Source organism: Enterobacter cloacae complex sp. ECL72 (assembly GCF_019056635.1).
In the GTDB taxonomy this organism is placed as follows: Bacteria; Pseudomonadota; Gammaproteobacteria; order Enterobacterales; family Enterobacteriaceae; genus Enterobacter; species Enterobacter hormaechei_C.
The window spans coordinates 891,504-907,185 of record NZ_CP077659.1 but is presented as its reverse complement, the minus strand read 5'-3'; the positions used below and the strand labels follow the sequence as shown (position 1 = coordinate 907,185).

The 15,682-nt window shown below is 59.7% G+C and carries 14 protein-coding genes; 4 read left to right on the top strand and 10 right to left on the bottom strand.

What is annotated here, in order from left to right; translation table 11 throughout:
- The first annotated feature begins 452 nt into the window (after window positions 1–452).
- Window positions 453–1,175, top strand: coding sequence for an ABC transporter ATP-binding protein (locus KTH07_RS04305; RefSeq protein ID WP_015571086.1), 723 nt, complete (start codon window positions 453–455; stop codon window positions 1,173–1,175).
- Here the strand turns inward: KTH07_RS04305 and bioD are convergent.
- Genes bioD through bioB form a run of 4 tightly spaced genes read right to left on the bottom strand, consistent with a single transcriptional unit; the run spans window position 1,138 to window position 4,765 of the window.
- A complete protein-coding gene (gene bioD / locus KTH07_RS04300) occupies window positions 1,138–1,839 on the bottom strand; it encodes a dethiobiotin synthase (protein ID WP_023303329.1) in 702 nt (233 codons plus the stop codon). The two genes, KTH07_RS04305 and bioD, sit on opposite strands and share 38 nt — an antisense overlap.
- Entirely contained in the window at window positions 1,832–2,587 is a 756-nt protein-coding gene (gene bioC, locus KTH07_RS04295; protein WP_017694114.1) for a malonyl-ACP O-methyltransferase BioC, read from the bottom strand. Before bioC ends, bioD begins: the two co-directional genes overlap by 8 nt.
- Window positions 2,571–3,728: an 8-amino-7-oxononanoate synthase gene (gene bioF, locus KTH07_RS04290; RefSeq protein ID WP_017694115.1), complete on the bottom strand. Its 1,158-nt coding sequence runs from the start codon at window positions 3,726–3,728 to the stop codon at window positions 2,571–2,573. Before bioF ends, bioC begins: the two co-directional genes overlap by 17 nt.
- Window positions 3,725–4,765 carry a biotin synthase BioB gene (bioB, locus tag KTH07_RS04285; RefSeq protein WP_023303328.1) on the bottom strand — a complete coding sequence of 347 codons (1,041 nt, stop codon included), beginning with the start codon at window positions 4,763–4,765 and terminating at the stop codon, window positions 3,725–3,727. The genes bioF and bioB overlap by 4 nt, the downstream gene beginning before the upstream one ends.
- A 68-nt stretch (window positions 4,766–4,833) precedes the next feature.
- Here bioB and bioA point away from each other — a divergent pair, with 68 nt between their 5' ends.
- The gene (gene bioA / locus KTH07_RS04280) at window positions 4,834–6,141 is read left to right on the top strand and encodes an adenosylmethionine--8-amino-7-oxononanoate transaminase (protein WP_023303327.1); all 1,308 of its coding nucleotides are present in this window, start codon (window positions 4,834–4,836) and stop codon (window positions 6,139–6,141) included.
- A 47-nt stretch (window positions 6,142–6,188) separates the two neighbouring features.
- Window positions 6,189–6,665: a kinase inhibitor gene (locus KTH07_RS04275; RefSeq protein WP_003858531.1), complete on the top strand. Its 477-nt coding sequence runs from the start codon at window positions 6,189–6,191 to the stop codon at window positions 6,663–6,665.
- Between the two features lie 84 nt (window positions 6,666–6,749).
- On the opposite strand, the gene hutH is transcribed toward KTH07_RS04275, so the two are convergent.
- The 5 genes from hutH to hutI all read right to left on the bottom strand — a co-directional run bounded on the left by hutH (window position 6,750) and on the right by hutI (window position 12,995).
- Entirely contained in the window at window positions 6,750–8,270 is a 1,521-nt protein-coding gene (gene hutH / locus KTH07_RS04270) for a histidine ammonia-lyase (protein ID WP_023303326.1), read from the bottom strand.
- Window positions 8,267–9,955, bottom strand: a complete 1,689-nt coding sequence (gene hutU, locus KTH07_RS04265; protein WP_023303325.1) for a urocanate hydratase — start codon at window positions 9,953–9,955, stop codon at window positions 8,267–8,269. Before hutU ends, hutH begins: the two co-directional genes overlap by 4 nt.
- A 127-nt stretch (window positions 9,956–10,082) precedes the next feature.
- Complete coding sequence (locus tag KTH07_RS04260) at window positions 10,083–10,817, bottom strand: histidine utilization repressor (RefSeq protein WP_023303324.1); 735 nt, start codon at window positions 10,815–10,817, stop codon at window positions 10,083–10,085.
- 19 nt (window positions 10,818–10,836) lie between these two features.
- Entirely contained in the window at window positions 10,837–11,775 is a 939-nt protein-coding gene (gene hutG / locus KTH07_RS04255; RefSeq protein ID WP_023303323.1) for a formimidoylglutamase, read from the bottom strand.
- Window positions 11,772–12,995: an imidazolonepropionase gene (gene hutI, locus KTH07_RS04250; RefSeq protein ID WP_023303322.1), complete on the bottom strand. Its 1,224-nt coding sequence runs from the start codon at window positions 12,993–12,995 to the stop codon at window positions 11,772–11,774. Before hutI ends, hutG begins: the two co-directional genes overlap by 4 nt.
- A 223-nt stretch (window positions 12,996–13,218) precedes the next feature.
- On the opposite strand from hutI, the gene KTH07_RS04245 reads away from it, so the two are divergent.
- On the top strand, window positions 13,219–14,502 hold the full coding sequence (locus tag KTH07_RS04245; protein ID WP_023296146.1) for a putative acyl-CoA thioester hydrolase: 1,284 nt from the start codon (window positions 13,219–13,221) through the stop codon (window positions 14,500–14,502).
- 103 nt (window positions 14,503–14,605) lie between these two features.
- On the opposite strand, the gene pgl is transcribed toward KTH07_RS04245, so the two are convergent.
- Complete coding sequence (gene pgl / locus KTH07_RS04240) at window positions 14,606–15,601, bottom strand: 6-phosphogluconolactonase (protein ID WP_023303320.1); 996 nt, start codon at window positions 15,599–15,601, stop codon at window positions 14,606–14,608.
- Window positions 15,602–15,682 lie beyond the last annotated feature (81 nt).

Here is a 15,682-nt window from a genome sequence, read left to right as displayed (position 1 = left end):
AAAAATAAAGACTAATTTATTAAGCCGCGTTTCGCATCAATTTGGTTGTAACCCGCGTATTCTCTCGCTTATCGCGGGTTTTCTAACTCTAATGCACAAGGTTATCCACAGGAATAGTGGATAACTGCCTCCAGCCCGTACAGCATGCACTCCAGCAAATTCCCGGTTTTTCCCACGAAGCGGCAGTAAAAAATTTTTATCACTCTTTTTTGCCTGGAAAACGTTCATTTTTTCATAAGCGGCTGGCGAGATCTTAATCACAATTCTGTCATTTCTCCTGCACCACGATTCGACATACGCAGCACCGGGAGTGTGCAATTCGTATAAACGTTCAGCTTTTGGTAGAGAGTTATTCCTAAAAATGGCCTTTTTTTAATCATTATGAAGTTCCTGGCAGGCGTTTTGCAGACATCACTCTGTGCATCACCCCACACATTTTTAAGGAGAGAAAGATGTTGAGTCTGCGTGCTGTAAATCAGTTTTACGGAAGCCAACATACGCTATGGAACGTGAATATCGATTTCCCGCAAGGCATCTGTACGGGCATTGTTGGCCTGCCTGGCATGGGCAAATCCACGCTTATGAACTGCATTACCGGAAAGGTGCCCGTCGAGAGCGGCACCATCATCTGGCATGAGGCTGGCGCGCCGCCGCATAACTTGCTCAACCCTGCGTCAGCATTCCCGGCGCCGCCGACGATAGGCTACGTCCCGCAGGATCGGCGAATATTTTCCCAGCTCACCGTCGATGAAAATCTGCATATCGCTATGCGGGCGACGGGGAAACCCGACCCGGCATCAAAAAGTGACGTGTATGCCCTGTTTCCGGAGCTCTATCCGCTGCGACAGAGCCGTGCCTCTGCGCTGTCCCCTGACGACCAGTATCAGCTGGCCCTCGCCAGTGCGCTGGTTAATCGTCCGCGCGTGTTGATTCTGGATGAGCCCATGCATGGCGCAGGGCACGGTTTCGCGCGCAGGCTGGGGCAGTTGCTGGTGCGGTTGAATCGGGAGCTGGGAATGACGGTGCTGTTAGCGGAGCAACAGCTGTCGTTTATCCGCCGGGTAGCGGATCGTTTCTGCATGCTCTATCGCGGACGTAACGTGGCACAGGGCCACGTTAACGAGCTGGATGACGACCTTATTGCGCACTGGATGGCGCGGGACATAAGGCGCTGAGGTCGAGATAGCGTCCGGTTTCCGCCTGCTCTGCGCCGTCGGCAAGCCACGGGATCTCGCCGAGAAACGGCGCAGGCAGCACCCGCTTCAGCGTCGCCAGATACTCAGCATGACGTTTACCCGGCGCTACCACGTCATTGGCAATCCACCCTGCCAGACGCAACCCGGCCTGCTGCACGGCCTGGGCGGTCAGCATGGCGTGATTGATACAGCCAAGCTTCACGCCAACCACCAGAATGACCGGAAGCTGCTCGGCCTGCACCCAGTCAGCAAATGTCTGCTCGTCGGACAGCGGGGTAAACCAGCCGCCAGCCCCCTCCACCAGCACCCAGTCGGCCTGCGTTTCCAGGACGCGTAACCCGGAAGAGAGCACCGAAAAATCAATCGGACGATCTTCATCGACGCTGACGATGTGCGGCGAGGTGGGTTCAGCAAAGGTATAGGGGTTCACCGCAGAATAGGCCAGCGTAAGGCTGCTGTTACGCTGTAGCGCCAGCGCATCGGTATTACGTAAGCCTTCCGGCGTCATCTCGCTGCCGGAGGCTACGGGCTTATACCCGGCCGTAGTTTTCCCCAGCAGACGCGCCGCCTGCAACAGCGCGGCGCTGGCAACCGTTTTACCGACTTCAGTGTCCGTGCCGGTAACAAAATAACGTTCAGTCACGTTCAATAATCCCATGAAAAAGATGATAAGAGAGCGGGAACCGGCCCCGCTCCTGCGGCCAGGCCAGCTCGAGACGCTGGAGTTGGCCACGGGTAAGGGGTTTCTTCTCCCGTCCGGCGTGCAGGTGCGTCGCGCCTATGCCCTTAAGCGATCGCATGGCGCTTAACGCATCGCTAAATTCGAGGGTGACGGTCTGGACCACGCTGCGATAGCGCCAGCCTGCCAGCGCCTGAGTGACCTGTACGTGCGAGAGAAACCGGTTGGCGTGCGGCTGCGCATCCACTGCCCTCCACGCCTGATTCAACTCTGGCAACGAACTTTCCAGCAGGGTGGTAAAGGCCACCGCTCCGCCGGGCCGCGCCACGCGGTACAGCTCGCGTAGGGCCTGCGGCAGGCTGGCGCACCACTGCACCGCCAGATGGCTCCAGACAAGGTCAAACAGCGCATCCTCCAGCGGGATGGCCTCGATATCGGCCACCAGATAACGGTCTGCTGACTGCTGCTGGCGGGCCTCATCCAGCATCTGCGCGGATAAATCCAGCGCCGTGACGTGGCTACCCGTTGCGCGCCAGTAGCGGCTATTGCCGCCAGGCCCGCAGCCAGCGTCGAGCACCTGCGCAAAACGCCCCTCACCGAGCGCGGCCAGCAGCCCGCGGGCGCTCAGGCGTTGCAGCTCATCGTGCTGTGAATAGCTTTGCGCAGCCCGGCCAAACGCGGCGGCAACGGCCTGTTTATTGACGGGAGACATACAGTGCCTCCAGAAGCGTATCGATATCCTGCGGCTCGTGCGCTGCCGTGAGCGTCAGACGCAAGCGCGCGGTGCCTGGCGGCACGGTGGGTGGGCGGATCGCCGTGACCCACTGCCCGCGTTCTCGTAGCGCCTGTGCCAGCATCAGCGCCCGATGGTTTTCACCCACAATCACGGGCTGAATGGCGCTGTGCGAGTCGGTAAGCCGGTAAGGCAGTGCGCTTACCCCCCGGCGAAAACGCTGAATATGGTCGGCCAGGCGCGCCCGGCGTTCAGCGCCGTCTTCGCCGCGGATCACCGCAAGCGACGCAGAGAGCGCCACGGCCTGCGCCGGGGGCATGCTGGTGCTGTAGATCAGGTGCCGGGCGAACTGCACCAGGTAATCGGCCACCGGCTCGCTGCACAACACCGCGGCGCCGCTGACGCCGAAGCCTTTGCCGAAGGTGACCACCAGCAGTTCCGGCCTGACGCGTTGCTGGTGCGCGCTTCCGCGCCCCTCCTCGCCGGTGACGCCAATGCCGTGGGCATCGTCGACCAGCAGCCAGGCGTTCTGCTGTTTTGCGACGTCATGCAAAGTGGCAAGCGGCGCGCTGTCGCCGTCCATGCTGAATACCCCTTCCGTCACCGCCAGCTGAAGCCCTGAACAGGGTTTACCCAGCAGGACGTTCAGCTGAGAGGCATCGTTATGGGCAAAACGCCGCAGCTGCGCCGGGCTGAGACTGGCCGCTTCAAGCAGGGACGCGTGGCTCAGGCGGTCCGCGATGATGCGGTCGTCTTTGCCCATCAGGGCGGTAATCACCGCCTGATTCGCGGCAAAACCGGAGATAAACAGCAGCGCCCGCGGGTAGCCCAGCCAGTCGGCCAGCTCTTCCTCCAGCGCCTGATGCGCCGTGGTGTAGCCGCTGACGTGCCCGGAGCCACCGCTGCCCACGCCGTAACGATCCGCGCCCTGCTGCCAGGCGCGAACGATCTGCGGGTGCTGGCTCAGGCCCAGATAATCGTTGCTGGAGAAATTACAGAACCGCTCTCCTTCCCGGGAGAGAAAACGGCCTGCACCGTTTTCCACTACCCTGCGCACCCGAAACGCATCCGCCGCCCGCCGCTCGTCGAGCGCGGTCCTGATACGTGCCTGCCAGGTCATACGGCTGCCGCGTTGTAGAACTGGTCGGTGTCGGCGTTAAAAATCTGCTGCTCCAGCTGCTGCTGTTGCTCGTTATCCCCCGCCTGTACCTCGGTCTGGTGTGGGTTCAGCCCCAGCTTACGGAACAGCTGGACATCTTTGTCCTCTTCCGGGTTTGGCGTGGTCAGCAGTTTGCAGCCGTAGAAGATGGAGTTGGCCCCGGCCATGAAGCACATCGCCTGGGTCTGCTCGCTCATCTGCTCGCGACCGGCAGAGAGGCGAACGTAAGAGGTCGGCATCATGATGCGCGCCACCGCGATGGTGCGGATGAAATCGAAGGCATCCACGTCCTCGTTATCCGCCAGCGGCGTCCCTTTTACCTTCACCAGCATGTTGATGGGCACGCTTTCCGGCGGGGTCGGCAGGTTTGCCAGCTGTAACAGCAGGCCGGCACGATCTTTTACCGTCTCGCCCAGTCCCACGATCCCGCCGGAACAGACCTTGATCCCCGCATCACGCACTTTATCCAGCGTGTCCAGACGCTCCTGATAGGTGCGCGTGGTGATGATGTTGCCGTAGAACTCCGGCGAAGTATCGAGGTTGTGGTTATAGTAATCCAGCCCCGCCGCCGAGAGACGCTGCGCCTGCTCTTCGTTCAGAGTACCAAGGGTCATGCAGGCTTCAAGCCCCATCTCCTTCACCCCCTTCACCATCTGCTCCAGATAGGGCATGTCGCGGTCATGCGGATTTTTCCACGCCGCGCCCATGCAGAAGCGGGTCGAGCCAGCGTTTTTGGCCTTGCGCGCGGAGTCGAGCACTTGCTCGACTTCCATCAGGCGCTCGGATTCGAGACCGGTTTTATAGCGCGCGCTTTGCGGGCAATATTTGCAGTCTTCCGGGCAAGCCCCGGTTTTGATCGACAGCAGCGTGCTGACCTGAACATGACGCGGATCGAAGTGCTGGCGGTGCACCTGTTGCGCCTCAAACATTAGCTCCAGGAAAGGTTTGTTGAATAATTCAGTGACTTGCGACATCGTCCAGCGTGCGTGGTGAGCCATCGGGCTTCTCCAAAGGGTTTTGTTAATTGTCGGTTCGGTTTATACTTGTAAACCTAAAACTTTTCAAAATGGTTTACAAGTCGATTATGACCCAGGACGATCTCGCCTTCGACAAGCAGCATATCTGGCACCCTTACACCTCCACGACCCGCCCCCTTCCCGTCTATCCGGTAGCCTCGGCCCACGGCTGCGAGCTGCATCTTGCCAGCGGCGAGCGGCTTGTTGACGGGATGTCCTCCTGGTGGGCGGCGATCCATGGCTACAACCACCCGCGACTGAACGCGGCGATGAAAGCGCAGATTGACCAGATGTCACACGTGATGTTTGGCGGGATCACGCATCAGCCCGCGGTGGATTTATGCCGTCGCCTGGTAGCGATGACGCCTGAATCGCTGGAGTGCGTTTTCCTGGCCGACTCCGGCTCGGTGGCCGTGGAAGTGGCGATGAAAATGGCGTTGCAGTACTGGCATGCGAAGGGCGAAACGCGCCAGCGGTTCCTTACCTTCCGCAACGGCTATCACGGCGACACTTTCGGCGCGATGTCGGTATGTGATCCGGACAACTCCATGCACAGCCTGTGGAAAGGCTATCTGCCGGAAAACCTGTTTGCGCCAGCCCCGCAGAGCCGCTTCGACGGCGAATGGGACGAGATGGACATGGTGGGCTTCGCGCGGCTGATGGCGGCCCATCGCCACGAGATTGCCGCCGTTATTCTCGAACCGATTGTGCAGGGCGCGGGCGGAATGCGGATGTACCATCCCGAGTGGCTGAAGCGCATTCGGAAGATGTGCGACCGCGAAGGGATCCTGCTGATTGCCGATGAGATCGCCACCGGCTTTGGCCGCACCGGGAAATTGTTCGCCTGCGAGCATGCGGGGATCGCGCCGGATATTCTGTGCCTGGGGAAAGCGCTCACCGGCGGCACCATGACGCTCTCCGCCACGCTTACCACCCGCCAGGTTGCCGATACCATCAGCGACGGCGACGCGGGCTGCTTTATGCACGGCCCGACGTTTATGGGCAACCCGCTGGCCTGCGCCGTGGCAAGCGAAAGCCTCGCCATTCTGGAAAGCGGCGCATGGCAGACGCAGGTGGCGGCGATTGAGGCGCAGCTGAAGCAGCAGTTAAGCGCGGCGGCGGAGGCGGAATACGTCGCGGACGTCCGCGTACTGGGCGCCATCGGGGTAATCGAGACAACGCATCCGGTGAACATGGTCGCGTTGCAGCGCTTCTTCGTTGACCAGGGCGTGTGGGTGCGACCTTTCGGTAAGCTGATTTACCTCATGCCGCCGTACAGCATTTCTGCGGATCAGCTCCGCAAGCTGACCGGGGCAGTGGTTGAAGCCGTTAACACTTCAGCGCATTTCGCGATTTAACCCCATGCGTTACACTTTCTGAATGAGTGAGTAACGAGGGAAATCGGATGAAAATCATCAGTAAAGATTTGCGCGACGGCGAAAAACTGCCGGAACGTCACGTGTTTAACGGGATGGGTTATCAGGGGGATAATATCTCTCCCCATCTGGCGTGGGACGATGTGCCAGCGGGAACCAAAAGTTTTGTCGTGACCTGCTACGATCCGGATGCGCCAACCGGGTCGGGCTGGTGGCACTGGATCGTGGCAAACCTGCCCGCCGACACGCGCGTGCTGCCGCAGGGCTCCGGTTCCGATCTGGTTGCTCTGCCTGACGGTGCGATTCAGACGCGCACTGACTTTGGCAAAGCGGGCTACGGCGGCGCGGCGCCGCCAAAAGGGGAAACGCACCGCTATATCTTCACCGTGCACGCGCTGGATGTGGACAAGATTGAGGTCGACGAAGGGGCGAGCGGCGCGATGGTAGGCTTTAACGTGCATTTCCATTCGCTGGGCAGCGCGTCGATTACGGCGATGTATTCGTAAAAAAAGCCGGGTGGCGGCTACGCCTTACCCGGCCTACATTTCGCACTCGTAGGCCCGGTAAGCGCAGCGCCACCGGGCATAAAATCACAGCACCGAAGGTAACAGCCCCACCAGCCGACCTTCCTCCAGAAGCTGCATCGCCTTATCAATATCCGGCGCAAAGAAGCGGTCGTCATCGTAGTGCGTAACGTGCTCGCGCAGTTCCTGGCGCGCCTGCTCCAGCAGCGGGCTGGATTTTAGCCCTTCGCGCAAATCAATACCCTGACACGCCGCCAGCCACTCCACCGCCAGCACGCCGCGGGTGTTAGAGGCCATCTCCCAGAGGCGACGCCCGGCAGCCGGGGCCATCGAAACGTGATCTTCCTGGTTGGCTGAGGTTGGCAGGCTGTCCACGCTGTGCGGATGCGACAGGGCTTTGTTCTCGCTTGCCAGTGCCGCGGCGGTGACCTGGGCTATCATGAAGCCCGAGTTCACGCCGCCGTTGCGCACCAGGAATGGCGGCAGCTGGGACATGTGCTTATCCATCATCAGCGCGATTCGACGCTCAGACAACGCCCCGATTTCGGCAATCGCCAGGGCGATATTATCTGCGGCCATCGCCACCGGCTCGGCGTGGAAGTTACCGCCAGAAACCACCTCGTTTTCCTGAGCAAATACCAGTGGGTTATCGGACACCGCATTGGCCTCCACCAGCAGCACTTCTGCCGCCTGGCGCAGCTGCGTCAGGCATGCGCCCATCACCTGCGGCTGGCAGCGCAGGGAATACGGATCCTGCACCTTCTCACAGTTGTGATGCGAATCGGCAATGTCGCTGGTATCGGTAAGTACGTGGCGGTACATGGCAGCGGCATCAATCTGCCCGCGCTGGCCGCGCACCTCGTGGATGCGGGCATCGAACGGACGACGCGAGCCGAGCACCGCCTCAGTGGTCAGTGCACCGCACACCACCGCCGAGGCGAACAGATCTTCCGCTTCAAACAGACCGCGCAGCGCGAAAGCGGTCGACGCCTGCGTGCCGTTGAGCAGCGCCAGCCCCTCTTTTGCCGCGAGGGTGATCGGCGTTAAGCCAGCTTTTTTCAGCGCCTCTTTCGCAGGCAGCCACTCCCCTTGCCAGCGCGCCTGGCCTTCACCCAGCAGGAGCAGCGACATATGCGCCAGCGGCGCCAGATCGCCGGAGGCGCCGACGGAGCCCTTCGCCGGGATCCACGGATAAACTTCCGCATTGACCAGCGCCATCAGCGCCTGGATCACGCTCAGACGAATGCCGGAAAACCCACGCGCCAGGCTGTTGATTTTCAACACCATCATCAGGCGGACGATCTCATCGTCCAGCGGCTGGCCAACCCCCGCCGCGTGCGACAGCACCAGCGAACGCTGTAAATTCTCCAGATCGTGCGTGGCGATGCGGGTCTGCGCCAGCAGGCCAAACCCGGTGTTGATGCCGTAGGCGGTGCGCCCCTCCGCCACAATCGCCTCCACGCAGGCCACGCTGTCGTTAATGGCACGGTGGGCGCTTTCATCAAGGGAGAGTGTCACCGGATGACGCCAGACGTGACGCAGCTGTTTGAGCGTCAGCGAGCCGGGAGTAAGTGTTAACGCGTTCATGCAGGCTTTCCTTGTGTGGCGGGGATCATCGGCAGGTTCAGGCCCTGCTCTTTGGCACAATCAATGGCAATCTCGTAACCCGCATCCGCGTGACGCATCACGCCGGTTGCCGGGTCGTTGTGCAGCACGCGAGCGATACGCGCGGCCGCTTCATCAGTTCCGTCACAGACGATGACCATCCCGGAGTGCTGGGAGAAGCCCATCCCGACGCCGCCGCCGTGGTGCAGCGACACCCAGGTCGCGCCGCTGGCGGTGTTCAGCAGGGCATTCAGCAGCGGCCAGTCGGAGACCGCATCCGAGCCGTCGCGCATGGCTTCGGTTTCACGGTTCGGACTGGCGACAGAGCCGGAGTCCAGGTGGTCGCGGCCAATGACGATCGGCGCGGAGACTTCGCCGCTGCGCACCATTTCGTTAAAGGCGAGGCCGAGTTTTTGCCGCCACTCCAGCCCGACCCAGCAGATACGCGCCGGCAGGCCCTGGAAGTTAATGCGTTCGCGCGCCATATCCAGCCAGCGATGCAGGTGTTCGTCATCGGCGACAATCTCTTTCACTCTGGCGTCGGTTTTGTAGATATCCTCCGGGTCGCCGGACAGGGCAACCCAGCGGAACGGCCCGATGCCGCGGCAGAACAGAGGACGAATATAGGCGGGCACGAAGCCGGGGAAGTCAAAGGCGTTATTCACCCCCATCTCTTTCGCCATCTGGCGGATGTTATTCCCGTAATCAAAGGTCGGAATACCCATCTTACTGAAGGCCAGCATCGCGGAGATGTGTTCCGCCATGGCGCGTTTAGCCGCCAGTACCGTGCCCTCAGGATCGGTTTCCGCTTTTTGCTGGTAGTCTTCCCACGTCCAGCCTTTTGGCAGATAGCCGTGGAGCGGATCGTGAGCGCTGGTCTGGTCGGTGACCAGATCCGGACGCACGCCGCGCGCCACCAGTTCCGGCAGAATATCCGCCGCGTTGCCGCACAGGGCAACCGACACGGCTTTGCCTTCAGCGGTGTACTTTTTGATGCGCGCCAGCGCGTCATCGAGGTTGTCGGCCTGTTCATCAACATAGCGGGTACGCAGACGGAAATCGATGCGGCTCTGCTGGCACTCAATGTTCAGGGAGCACGCGCCCGCCAGCGTCGCGGCCAGCGGCTGCGCGCCGCCCATGCCGCCCAGTCCGGCGGTGAGCACCCAGCGGCCTTTCAGTGATCCGTTATAGTGCTGACGGCCCGCTTCCACGAAGGTTTCATACGTGCCCTGCACAATCCCCTGGCTGCCGATGTAGATCCAGCTACCCGCGGTCATCTGGCCGTACATGGCCAGCCCTTTTGCGTCCAGCTCGTTGAAGTGTTCCCACGTCGCCCAGTGCGGCACCAGGTTGGAGTTGGCAATCAGCACGCGGGGCGCATTTTTATGGGTTTTGAATACGCCAACCGGTTTGCCGGATTGCACCAGCAGCGTTTCGTCGTTTTCGAGATTCGTCAAAGACTCAACAATCGCGTCATAGCACGCCCAGTTGCGCGCGGCGCGGCCAATGCCGCCGTAGACCACCAGCTCGTGGGGATTTTCTGCTACCTCAGGATCAAGGTTGTTCATCAACATGCGCAGCGGTGCTTCGGTGAGCCAGCTTTTTGCGGTGAGCGTGGTGCCGCGCGCGGCGCGGACATCCTGCTTGCGGTATTTATCTGACGACATTGTGTGTTCCTCATAAGGGACAGGTGATGCATTTAGATATACTTGTATAGACAAGCACACACAAGGTCGTATTTAACAAAAAAGATACAATTTTGCTATATTGCGTTAGCGATCACGCTTATAAAACTTATGACATAAAGTGGCCCTGCAACCGGTAGCGATTCCCCGGGAATAGCAGCTTCGCATGCGACACAATTTGCGAGGACGACCAGGTACGACGGCGGATCAGCAGACAGGGATCGTGCTCTTTAATACGCAACAGCTCGCACTCCTGCGGCGTGGCGCGCACGGCTTCCACGATATGCTCCCCTTCCGTCAGCGGGGCGACGAGCGAGAGATACGCATGCGGTGTGGTTTGGGTGTAATCCTGGCTCAGGTAATCCGGTATCCGCTCCGCGTTGACGCAGCGGTCTTCAATCTGGACCGGAATGTCGTTCTCATAATGCACCATCACCGAATGGAAAATCCGGGTGCCCTCGGTAACGTTCAGCTCGATGGCCTGTTCGGCGCTGGCCTGCGTCTCTTCAAGCACCAGCACCTCGCAGTGGTGCTGATGCTTGCGGGCGGCAATTTCATCGGCAATGCTGCGGATTTCAAACAGCGCCGACTGTCCTTTTGGCTCGGCGACAAAGGTTCCGACACCCTGTAAACGCACCAGCAACCCTTCATCGGTCAGTTCACGCAGTGCGCGGTTGATGGTCATTCGGCTAAAGCCAAACTGCGCCACCAGCTCGGCCTCGGACGGAATGCGGTCGTGCGGGCGCCAGACGCCGGCGGCGATTTTTTCGCTGATCGCCTGCTTCACCTTTTCGTAAAAAGGCGCGGGAGGGCTCGGCTGCGGCAGGGGCGAGCGTGAAAACATCATGACTCCTTGAATGTTGTTATGCCCACCAGTGAGCAATTTGCCAGGCCAGTCGGGCGGCGAGCTTAGCGCCCTGACCGTCCCGATCGTAGTGCGGATTGAATTCCACCAGATCCGCCGCCTGTAGTTTACCGCTTCGGCAGATACGCTCAATCACCGGGAACAGATCCAGCGCCGGGATCCCCAACGCCGCAGGGGCGGACACGGCGGGCATTTCTGCGGCAGGCAGCACATCAAGGTCAACGGTGAGATAAACCCGGTCTGCCTGCGCAAGCACGCTATCCAGCGCGGATAGCGCATCCCGGCGAAAATCGAGATCTTCAACCAGCGTCACGTTCAACCGCTCAGCTTCCTCCCACAGCGCCTGAGTATTCGCCGCACGGCTTACCCCCAGGCAGGCGTAGTGAAACACCCGCGACTGAGACGCGCAGTAGTGCGCCAGCTGGCGGAACGGCGTGCCGGACGTTGCCCGTTCGGCCTTGCGTAAATCGAGGTGCGCATCCAGGTTGATCACCGCAAGGCGATCGTTCGGAAAGGCGTCCAGCACGCCGCGCCCGTGCGCCCAGGCGGTTTCATGTCCACCACCGAAAACCAGAGTACGCATCCCGGATTGCTGGCACGCGGTTATGGCCTCGCTCAGCGCCTGCTGTGCCGCCTCCAGCGCGTGGCCTTCAACATAAATAGCGCCCATATCCACGAGGCGCGCATGCCCCTGATGGCTCGCCATATTCGCCAGCGCGCCACGCAACACATCGGGCGCGTGTGCAGCACCGGGCCTGCCCTGGTTACGCTTAACCCCTTCATCACATTCAAAGCCCAGCAGGGCGATGCCTGACGGCGCGGGAGAAAAGTGTTCGCGCTGCTGTATGGTCTGGAAGAGACGTTTCGCGGTGCTGGACTCGGCGCTGTCGTCACGACCCTGCCAGACCTGCGGAGAGACGGGATGCCACAGTTTCATGCTACCTGCCCCCGAAACACGCGTTGATACATAGGATTCCGCCCCGGCTCGTAAACCATCTCAACCGGATGATTCGCGTCCCAGACGACGAAATCAGCCACATAACCGGGCTTTAACTGCCCGTGCGTCGCACCACGTCCTAGCGCCTGCGCCGCATGCCGCGTCACGCCAGCCCAGGCCTCTTCCGGCGTGAGGCCAAACTGGACGCAGGCCATGTTCATTGCCAGATGCAGGCTGGCAAACGGGCTGGTGCCCGGATTGTAGTCGGTAGCCACCGCCATCGGCACGCCCTGCTCTCTCAGCTGCGCCACCGGTGGACGCTGGCGCTCCTGAAGAAAATAGAACGCGCCGGGGAGCAATACCGCCACCGTGCCGCTTTGCGCCATCGCCTGAATACCTTCATCATCAAGATACTCAATATGATCGGCCGACAGCCCTTTATACTGGCTGACCAGCGCCGCGCCGCCGAGATTCGACAGTTGTTCTACATGCCCTTTTACCGGGATCCCGAGCGCGGCGGCGGCCCGGAACAGGCGCTCGGTTTGCGCCGGGGTAAAGCCGACGTTTTCACAAAACACGTCCACCGCTTCAAATAACTCTTTTTGCCACAGCGTGGGCATGATCTGCTCACAGACCAGCGCCAGATAGGCATCCGGATCCTGTCGGTACTCGGCAGGAACGGCGTGCGCGGCCAGCAGCGTCGGGCTGATATCGACCAGATTATTCAGGCTGAGCTGGCGGGCAACCAGCAGCATTTTCTCTTCGGCTTCGGCATTCAGTCCGTATCCCGATTTGATTTCAACGGTCGTTACGCCTTCATTCATCAGCCGCTGGAGTCGCTGCTGCGCCACCGTCAGGAGCGTTTCCGGCGAACTGTTGCGGGTGGCCGTGACCGTGGCGTTAATTCCGCCGCCCTGCGCGCTAATGGTCTGATATGACACGCCGTTAAGCCGTTGCTCCCATTCCGCTGCGCGATCGCCGCCGAACACCAGATGGGTGTGGCAATCGATCAGGCCGGGGGTAACCAGACGCCCGTCGAGATCGACACACTGACGATGCCCGGAGGGGATCTCGGATTCAGGAATAATGGCCAGAATCGTCTGGCCGCGCACAACGAGGGCATGTTGTTCTCTCAGGCCGTAGGGCTCCGCCTCCCCTGTCGCCAGGGTTGCCAGTCGCGCATTTCGCCATATCACATCATCGGGATGAAGCTGCTGCATGTGCCTTCCACTTGTCATGGGTTGTATAGACATTTATTTTCATCTGCCGCCTGCTGTCAACCGCATTGGGGGAAAATGTTATTTATTTGTGATGACTTTCCCGTCGCCTGCGGGCAAAAATGCAACTTTTCCGGTTTTTATCTTCCCGTTTCGCTCAACTTAGTATAAAAAAGCAGGCTATTTCGTCTATCCAGATAAGACTTGCATACCCAGGAGCATTACCTTGAATATTTCCAGGATTTCCCGTCTGGCGTTGGCACTCGCCTTTGGCGTGACTTTATCCGCTTGCAGTTCAACACCACCGGATCAGCAACCTTCTGAGCAGGTTGCTCCGGGCACCGCTTCCCGTCCGATCCTGTCAGCGGCTGAAGCGAAGAACTTCACCCGTGCGCACTATTTCTCGGCGATGGATCCCAATGCAGCCCCGTGGACGCCTTCTTCTATTAACCTGCCGAAACAGCCAGACTTCGTTGTCGGCCCGGCCGGGGCAGAGGGCGTTACACACACCTCTATTCAGGCAGCCGTTGATGCCGCAATTACCAAACACAGCGCATCTCGTCAGTACATTGCCATCCTGCCGGGTGAATACGAAGGAACCGTTTATGTTCCGGCGGCACCGGGAAGCATTACGCTTTACGGCCTGGGCGAAAAAGCGGTCGACGTAAAAATTGGCCTGGCGATTGATTCAGAGATCGACAGCACCACCTGGCGCCATCTGGTGAACCCGGCCGGTAAATACATGCCAGGTAAACCGGCGTGGTATATGTTTGATAACTGCCAGCGCAAGCGTGCCGCCACCATTGGCGTGATGTGTTCAGCGGTATTCTGGTCACAGAACAATGGCCTGCAATTGCAGAACCTGACCATTCAGAACACCCTGGGCGACAGCGTTGACGCAGGTAATCATCAGGCCGTGGCGCTGCGTAGCGATGGCGACAAGGTACAGATTAACAACGTCAATATCCTGGGCCGCCAGAACACCTTCTTCGTGACCAACAGCGGCGTGCAGAATACCCTTCAGAACAACCGTCTGACGCGTACTTTGGTCACCAACAGCTACATTGAAGGCGACGTGGATATGGTCTCTGGCCGCGGCGCGGTGGTATTTGATAACACCGACTTCCGCGTGGTGAATTCACGTACGCAGCAGGAAGGTTACGTCTTTGCCCCGGCCACGCAGTCTAACCTGTTCTATGGCTTCCTGGCCGTGAATAGCCGCTTTACTGCTGCTGGCGATGGCGTGGCGCAGCTTGGTCGCTCTCTGGACGTGGACTCCGCCACTAACGGCCAGGTCGTGATCCGCGACAGCGTGATTAACGAAGGCTTTAACATGGCAAAACCGTGGGCGGATGCGGCGATCTCGAAACGTCCTTTCTCCGGCAACACCGGCACGGTGGATGAGAAAGACAACGTGCAGCGTAACCTGAATGACGCTAACTTTAACCGCATGTGGGAATATAACAACCGCGGTCTGGGTAGCAAAGTGGTTGCTGAGCCGAAGCAGTAAAATGCCTGCTGCCGGGTGGCGGCTGCGCCTTACCCGGCCTACCTCATGCATTAACCGCGCATAAAAAAACCTCGCATTTGCGAGGTTTTTTTTCGTCTACGGATCAATGAGCGTTAATCACAACCCACATCGGCCCTTGTCCGACCGCATAGCGTCCTTTCTCTTCCAGTAGACCCTGCACGCCCTGGATTTCATAGAGCGCAATGTGGTGGGATTTCTGCCCCGCCGCAATCAGGTATTTGCCGCTGTGATCGACATTAAAGCCGCGCGGCTGGGTTTCTGTCGGCTGGAAGCCTTCAACTGCCAGAACGCTGCCGTCTTCAGAGACGCTGAAGATGGTGATCAGACTGGAGGTACGGTCACAGGCATACAGGTGACGGCCATCCGGCGTAATGTGAATGTCTGCCGCCCAGCGTGTGTCGGAGAAATCAGATGGCATCATGTCCAGCGTCTGTACGCACTCGATCTGTCCGTTAGGATCGTTCAGCTCCCACACGTCTACCGAGCTGTTCAGCTCGTTAACGACATAGGCATACTGCTGATTCGGGTGGAAGACCATGTGGCGCGGGCCTGCGCCTTCCACGGTGGTGACTTCCGCCGGGCTCTGCGCGACCAGATGGCCGTCATCGCTCAGGGTGAACAGGCAGATGCGGTCCTGCTTAAGCGCTGGCACCCACAGCGTGCGGTTATCCTGCGAAATGTTGGCGGAGTGGCAACCTTCTAGCCCTTCTACCACGTCGACGGTTTCAACGGGAATACCGTCTTCCAGGCGGGTGACGCTCACGCAGCCTGCATTGTAGGAGCCGCTGAAGATAAAGTTGCCTTTATGGTCAGTGGAAATATGGGTCGGGCTGCCCGGCAGCGGGGCTTCTGCGGTATAGGCCAGCGCGCCGTCATCCGGGGAGATACGGTATGCCAGTACGCGGAATTCCGGGCGTACGCCGACATAAAGAAAACGTTTATCCGGGCTGACGACCATCGGCTGCACCTGGCCTGGCACATCAACAACCTGAACCAGCGTAAGCGAACCTTCTGTATTCAAACGCCAGACATGGATCTGCTGACTTTCAGGACTGGCGGTATAAACGGTTTGTTTCATGAATACTCCTGATTATTTTTAACGGTGAATGCTGAATTGTAGTCCGGGATTTTGCAGGGTTCCGCTCTCGGTGTACCATCC

What these genes read in the sequence shown, in the direction of transcription:
- KTH07_RS04305 (WP_015571086.1), top strand. Translation starts at nt 453, where the DNA reads ATGTTGAGTCTGCGTGCTGTAAATCAGTTTTACGGAAGCCAACATACG.
- bioC (WP_017694114.1), bottom strand. Translation starts at nt 2,587, where the DNA reads ATGTCTCCCGTCAATAAACAGGCCGTTGCCGCCGCGTTTGGCCGGGCT.
- bioF (WP_017694115.1), bottom strand. Translation starts at nt 3,728, where the DNA reads ATGACCTGGCAGGCACGTATCAGGACCGCGCTCGACGAGCGGCGGGCG.
- bioB (WP_023303328.1), bottom strand. Translation starts at nt 4,765, where the DNA reads ATGGCTCACCACGCACGCTGGACGATGTCGCAAGTCACTGAATTATTC.
- bioA (WP_023303327.1), top strand. Translation starts at nt 4,834, where the DNA reads ATGGTTTACAAGTCGATTATGACCCAGGACGATCTCGCCTTCGACAAG.
- KTH07_RS04275 (WP_003858531.1), top strand. Translation starts at nt 6,189, where the DNA reads ATGAAAATCATCAGTAAAGATTTGCGCGACGGCGAAAAACTGCCGGAA.
- hutH (WP_023303326.1), bottom strand. Translation starts at nt 8,270, where the DNA reads ATGAACGCGTTAACACTTACTCCCGGCTCGCTGACGCTCAAACAGCTG.
- hutU (WP_023303325.1), bottom strand. Translation starts at nt 9,955, where the DNA reads ATGTCGTCAGATAAATACCGCAAGCAGGATGTCCGCGCCGCGCGCGGC.
- KTH07_RS04260 (WP_023303324.1), bottom strand. Translation starts at nt 10,817, where the DNA reads ATGTTTTCACGCTCGCCCCTGCCGCAGCCGAGCCCTCCCGCGCCTTTT.
- hutG (WP_023303323.1), bottom strand. Translation starts at nt 11,775, where the DNA reads ATGAAACTGTGGCATCCCGTCTCTCCGCAGGTCTGGCAGGGTCGTGAC.
- hutI (WP_023303322.1), bottom strand. Translation starts at nt 12,995, where the DNA reads ATGCAGCAGCTTCATCCCGATGATGTGATATGGCGAAATGCGCGACTG.
- pgl (WP_023303320.1), bottom strand. Translation starts at nt 15,601, where the DNA reads ATGAAACAAACCGTTTATACCGCCAGTCCTGAAAGTCAGCAGATCCAT.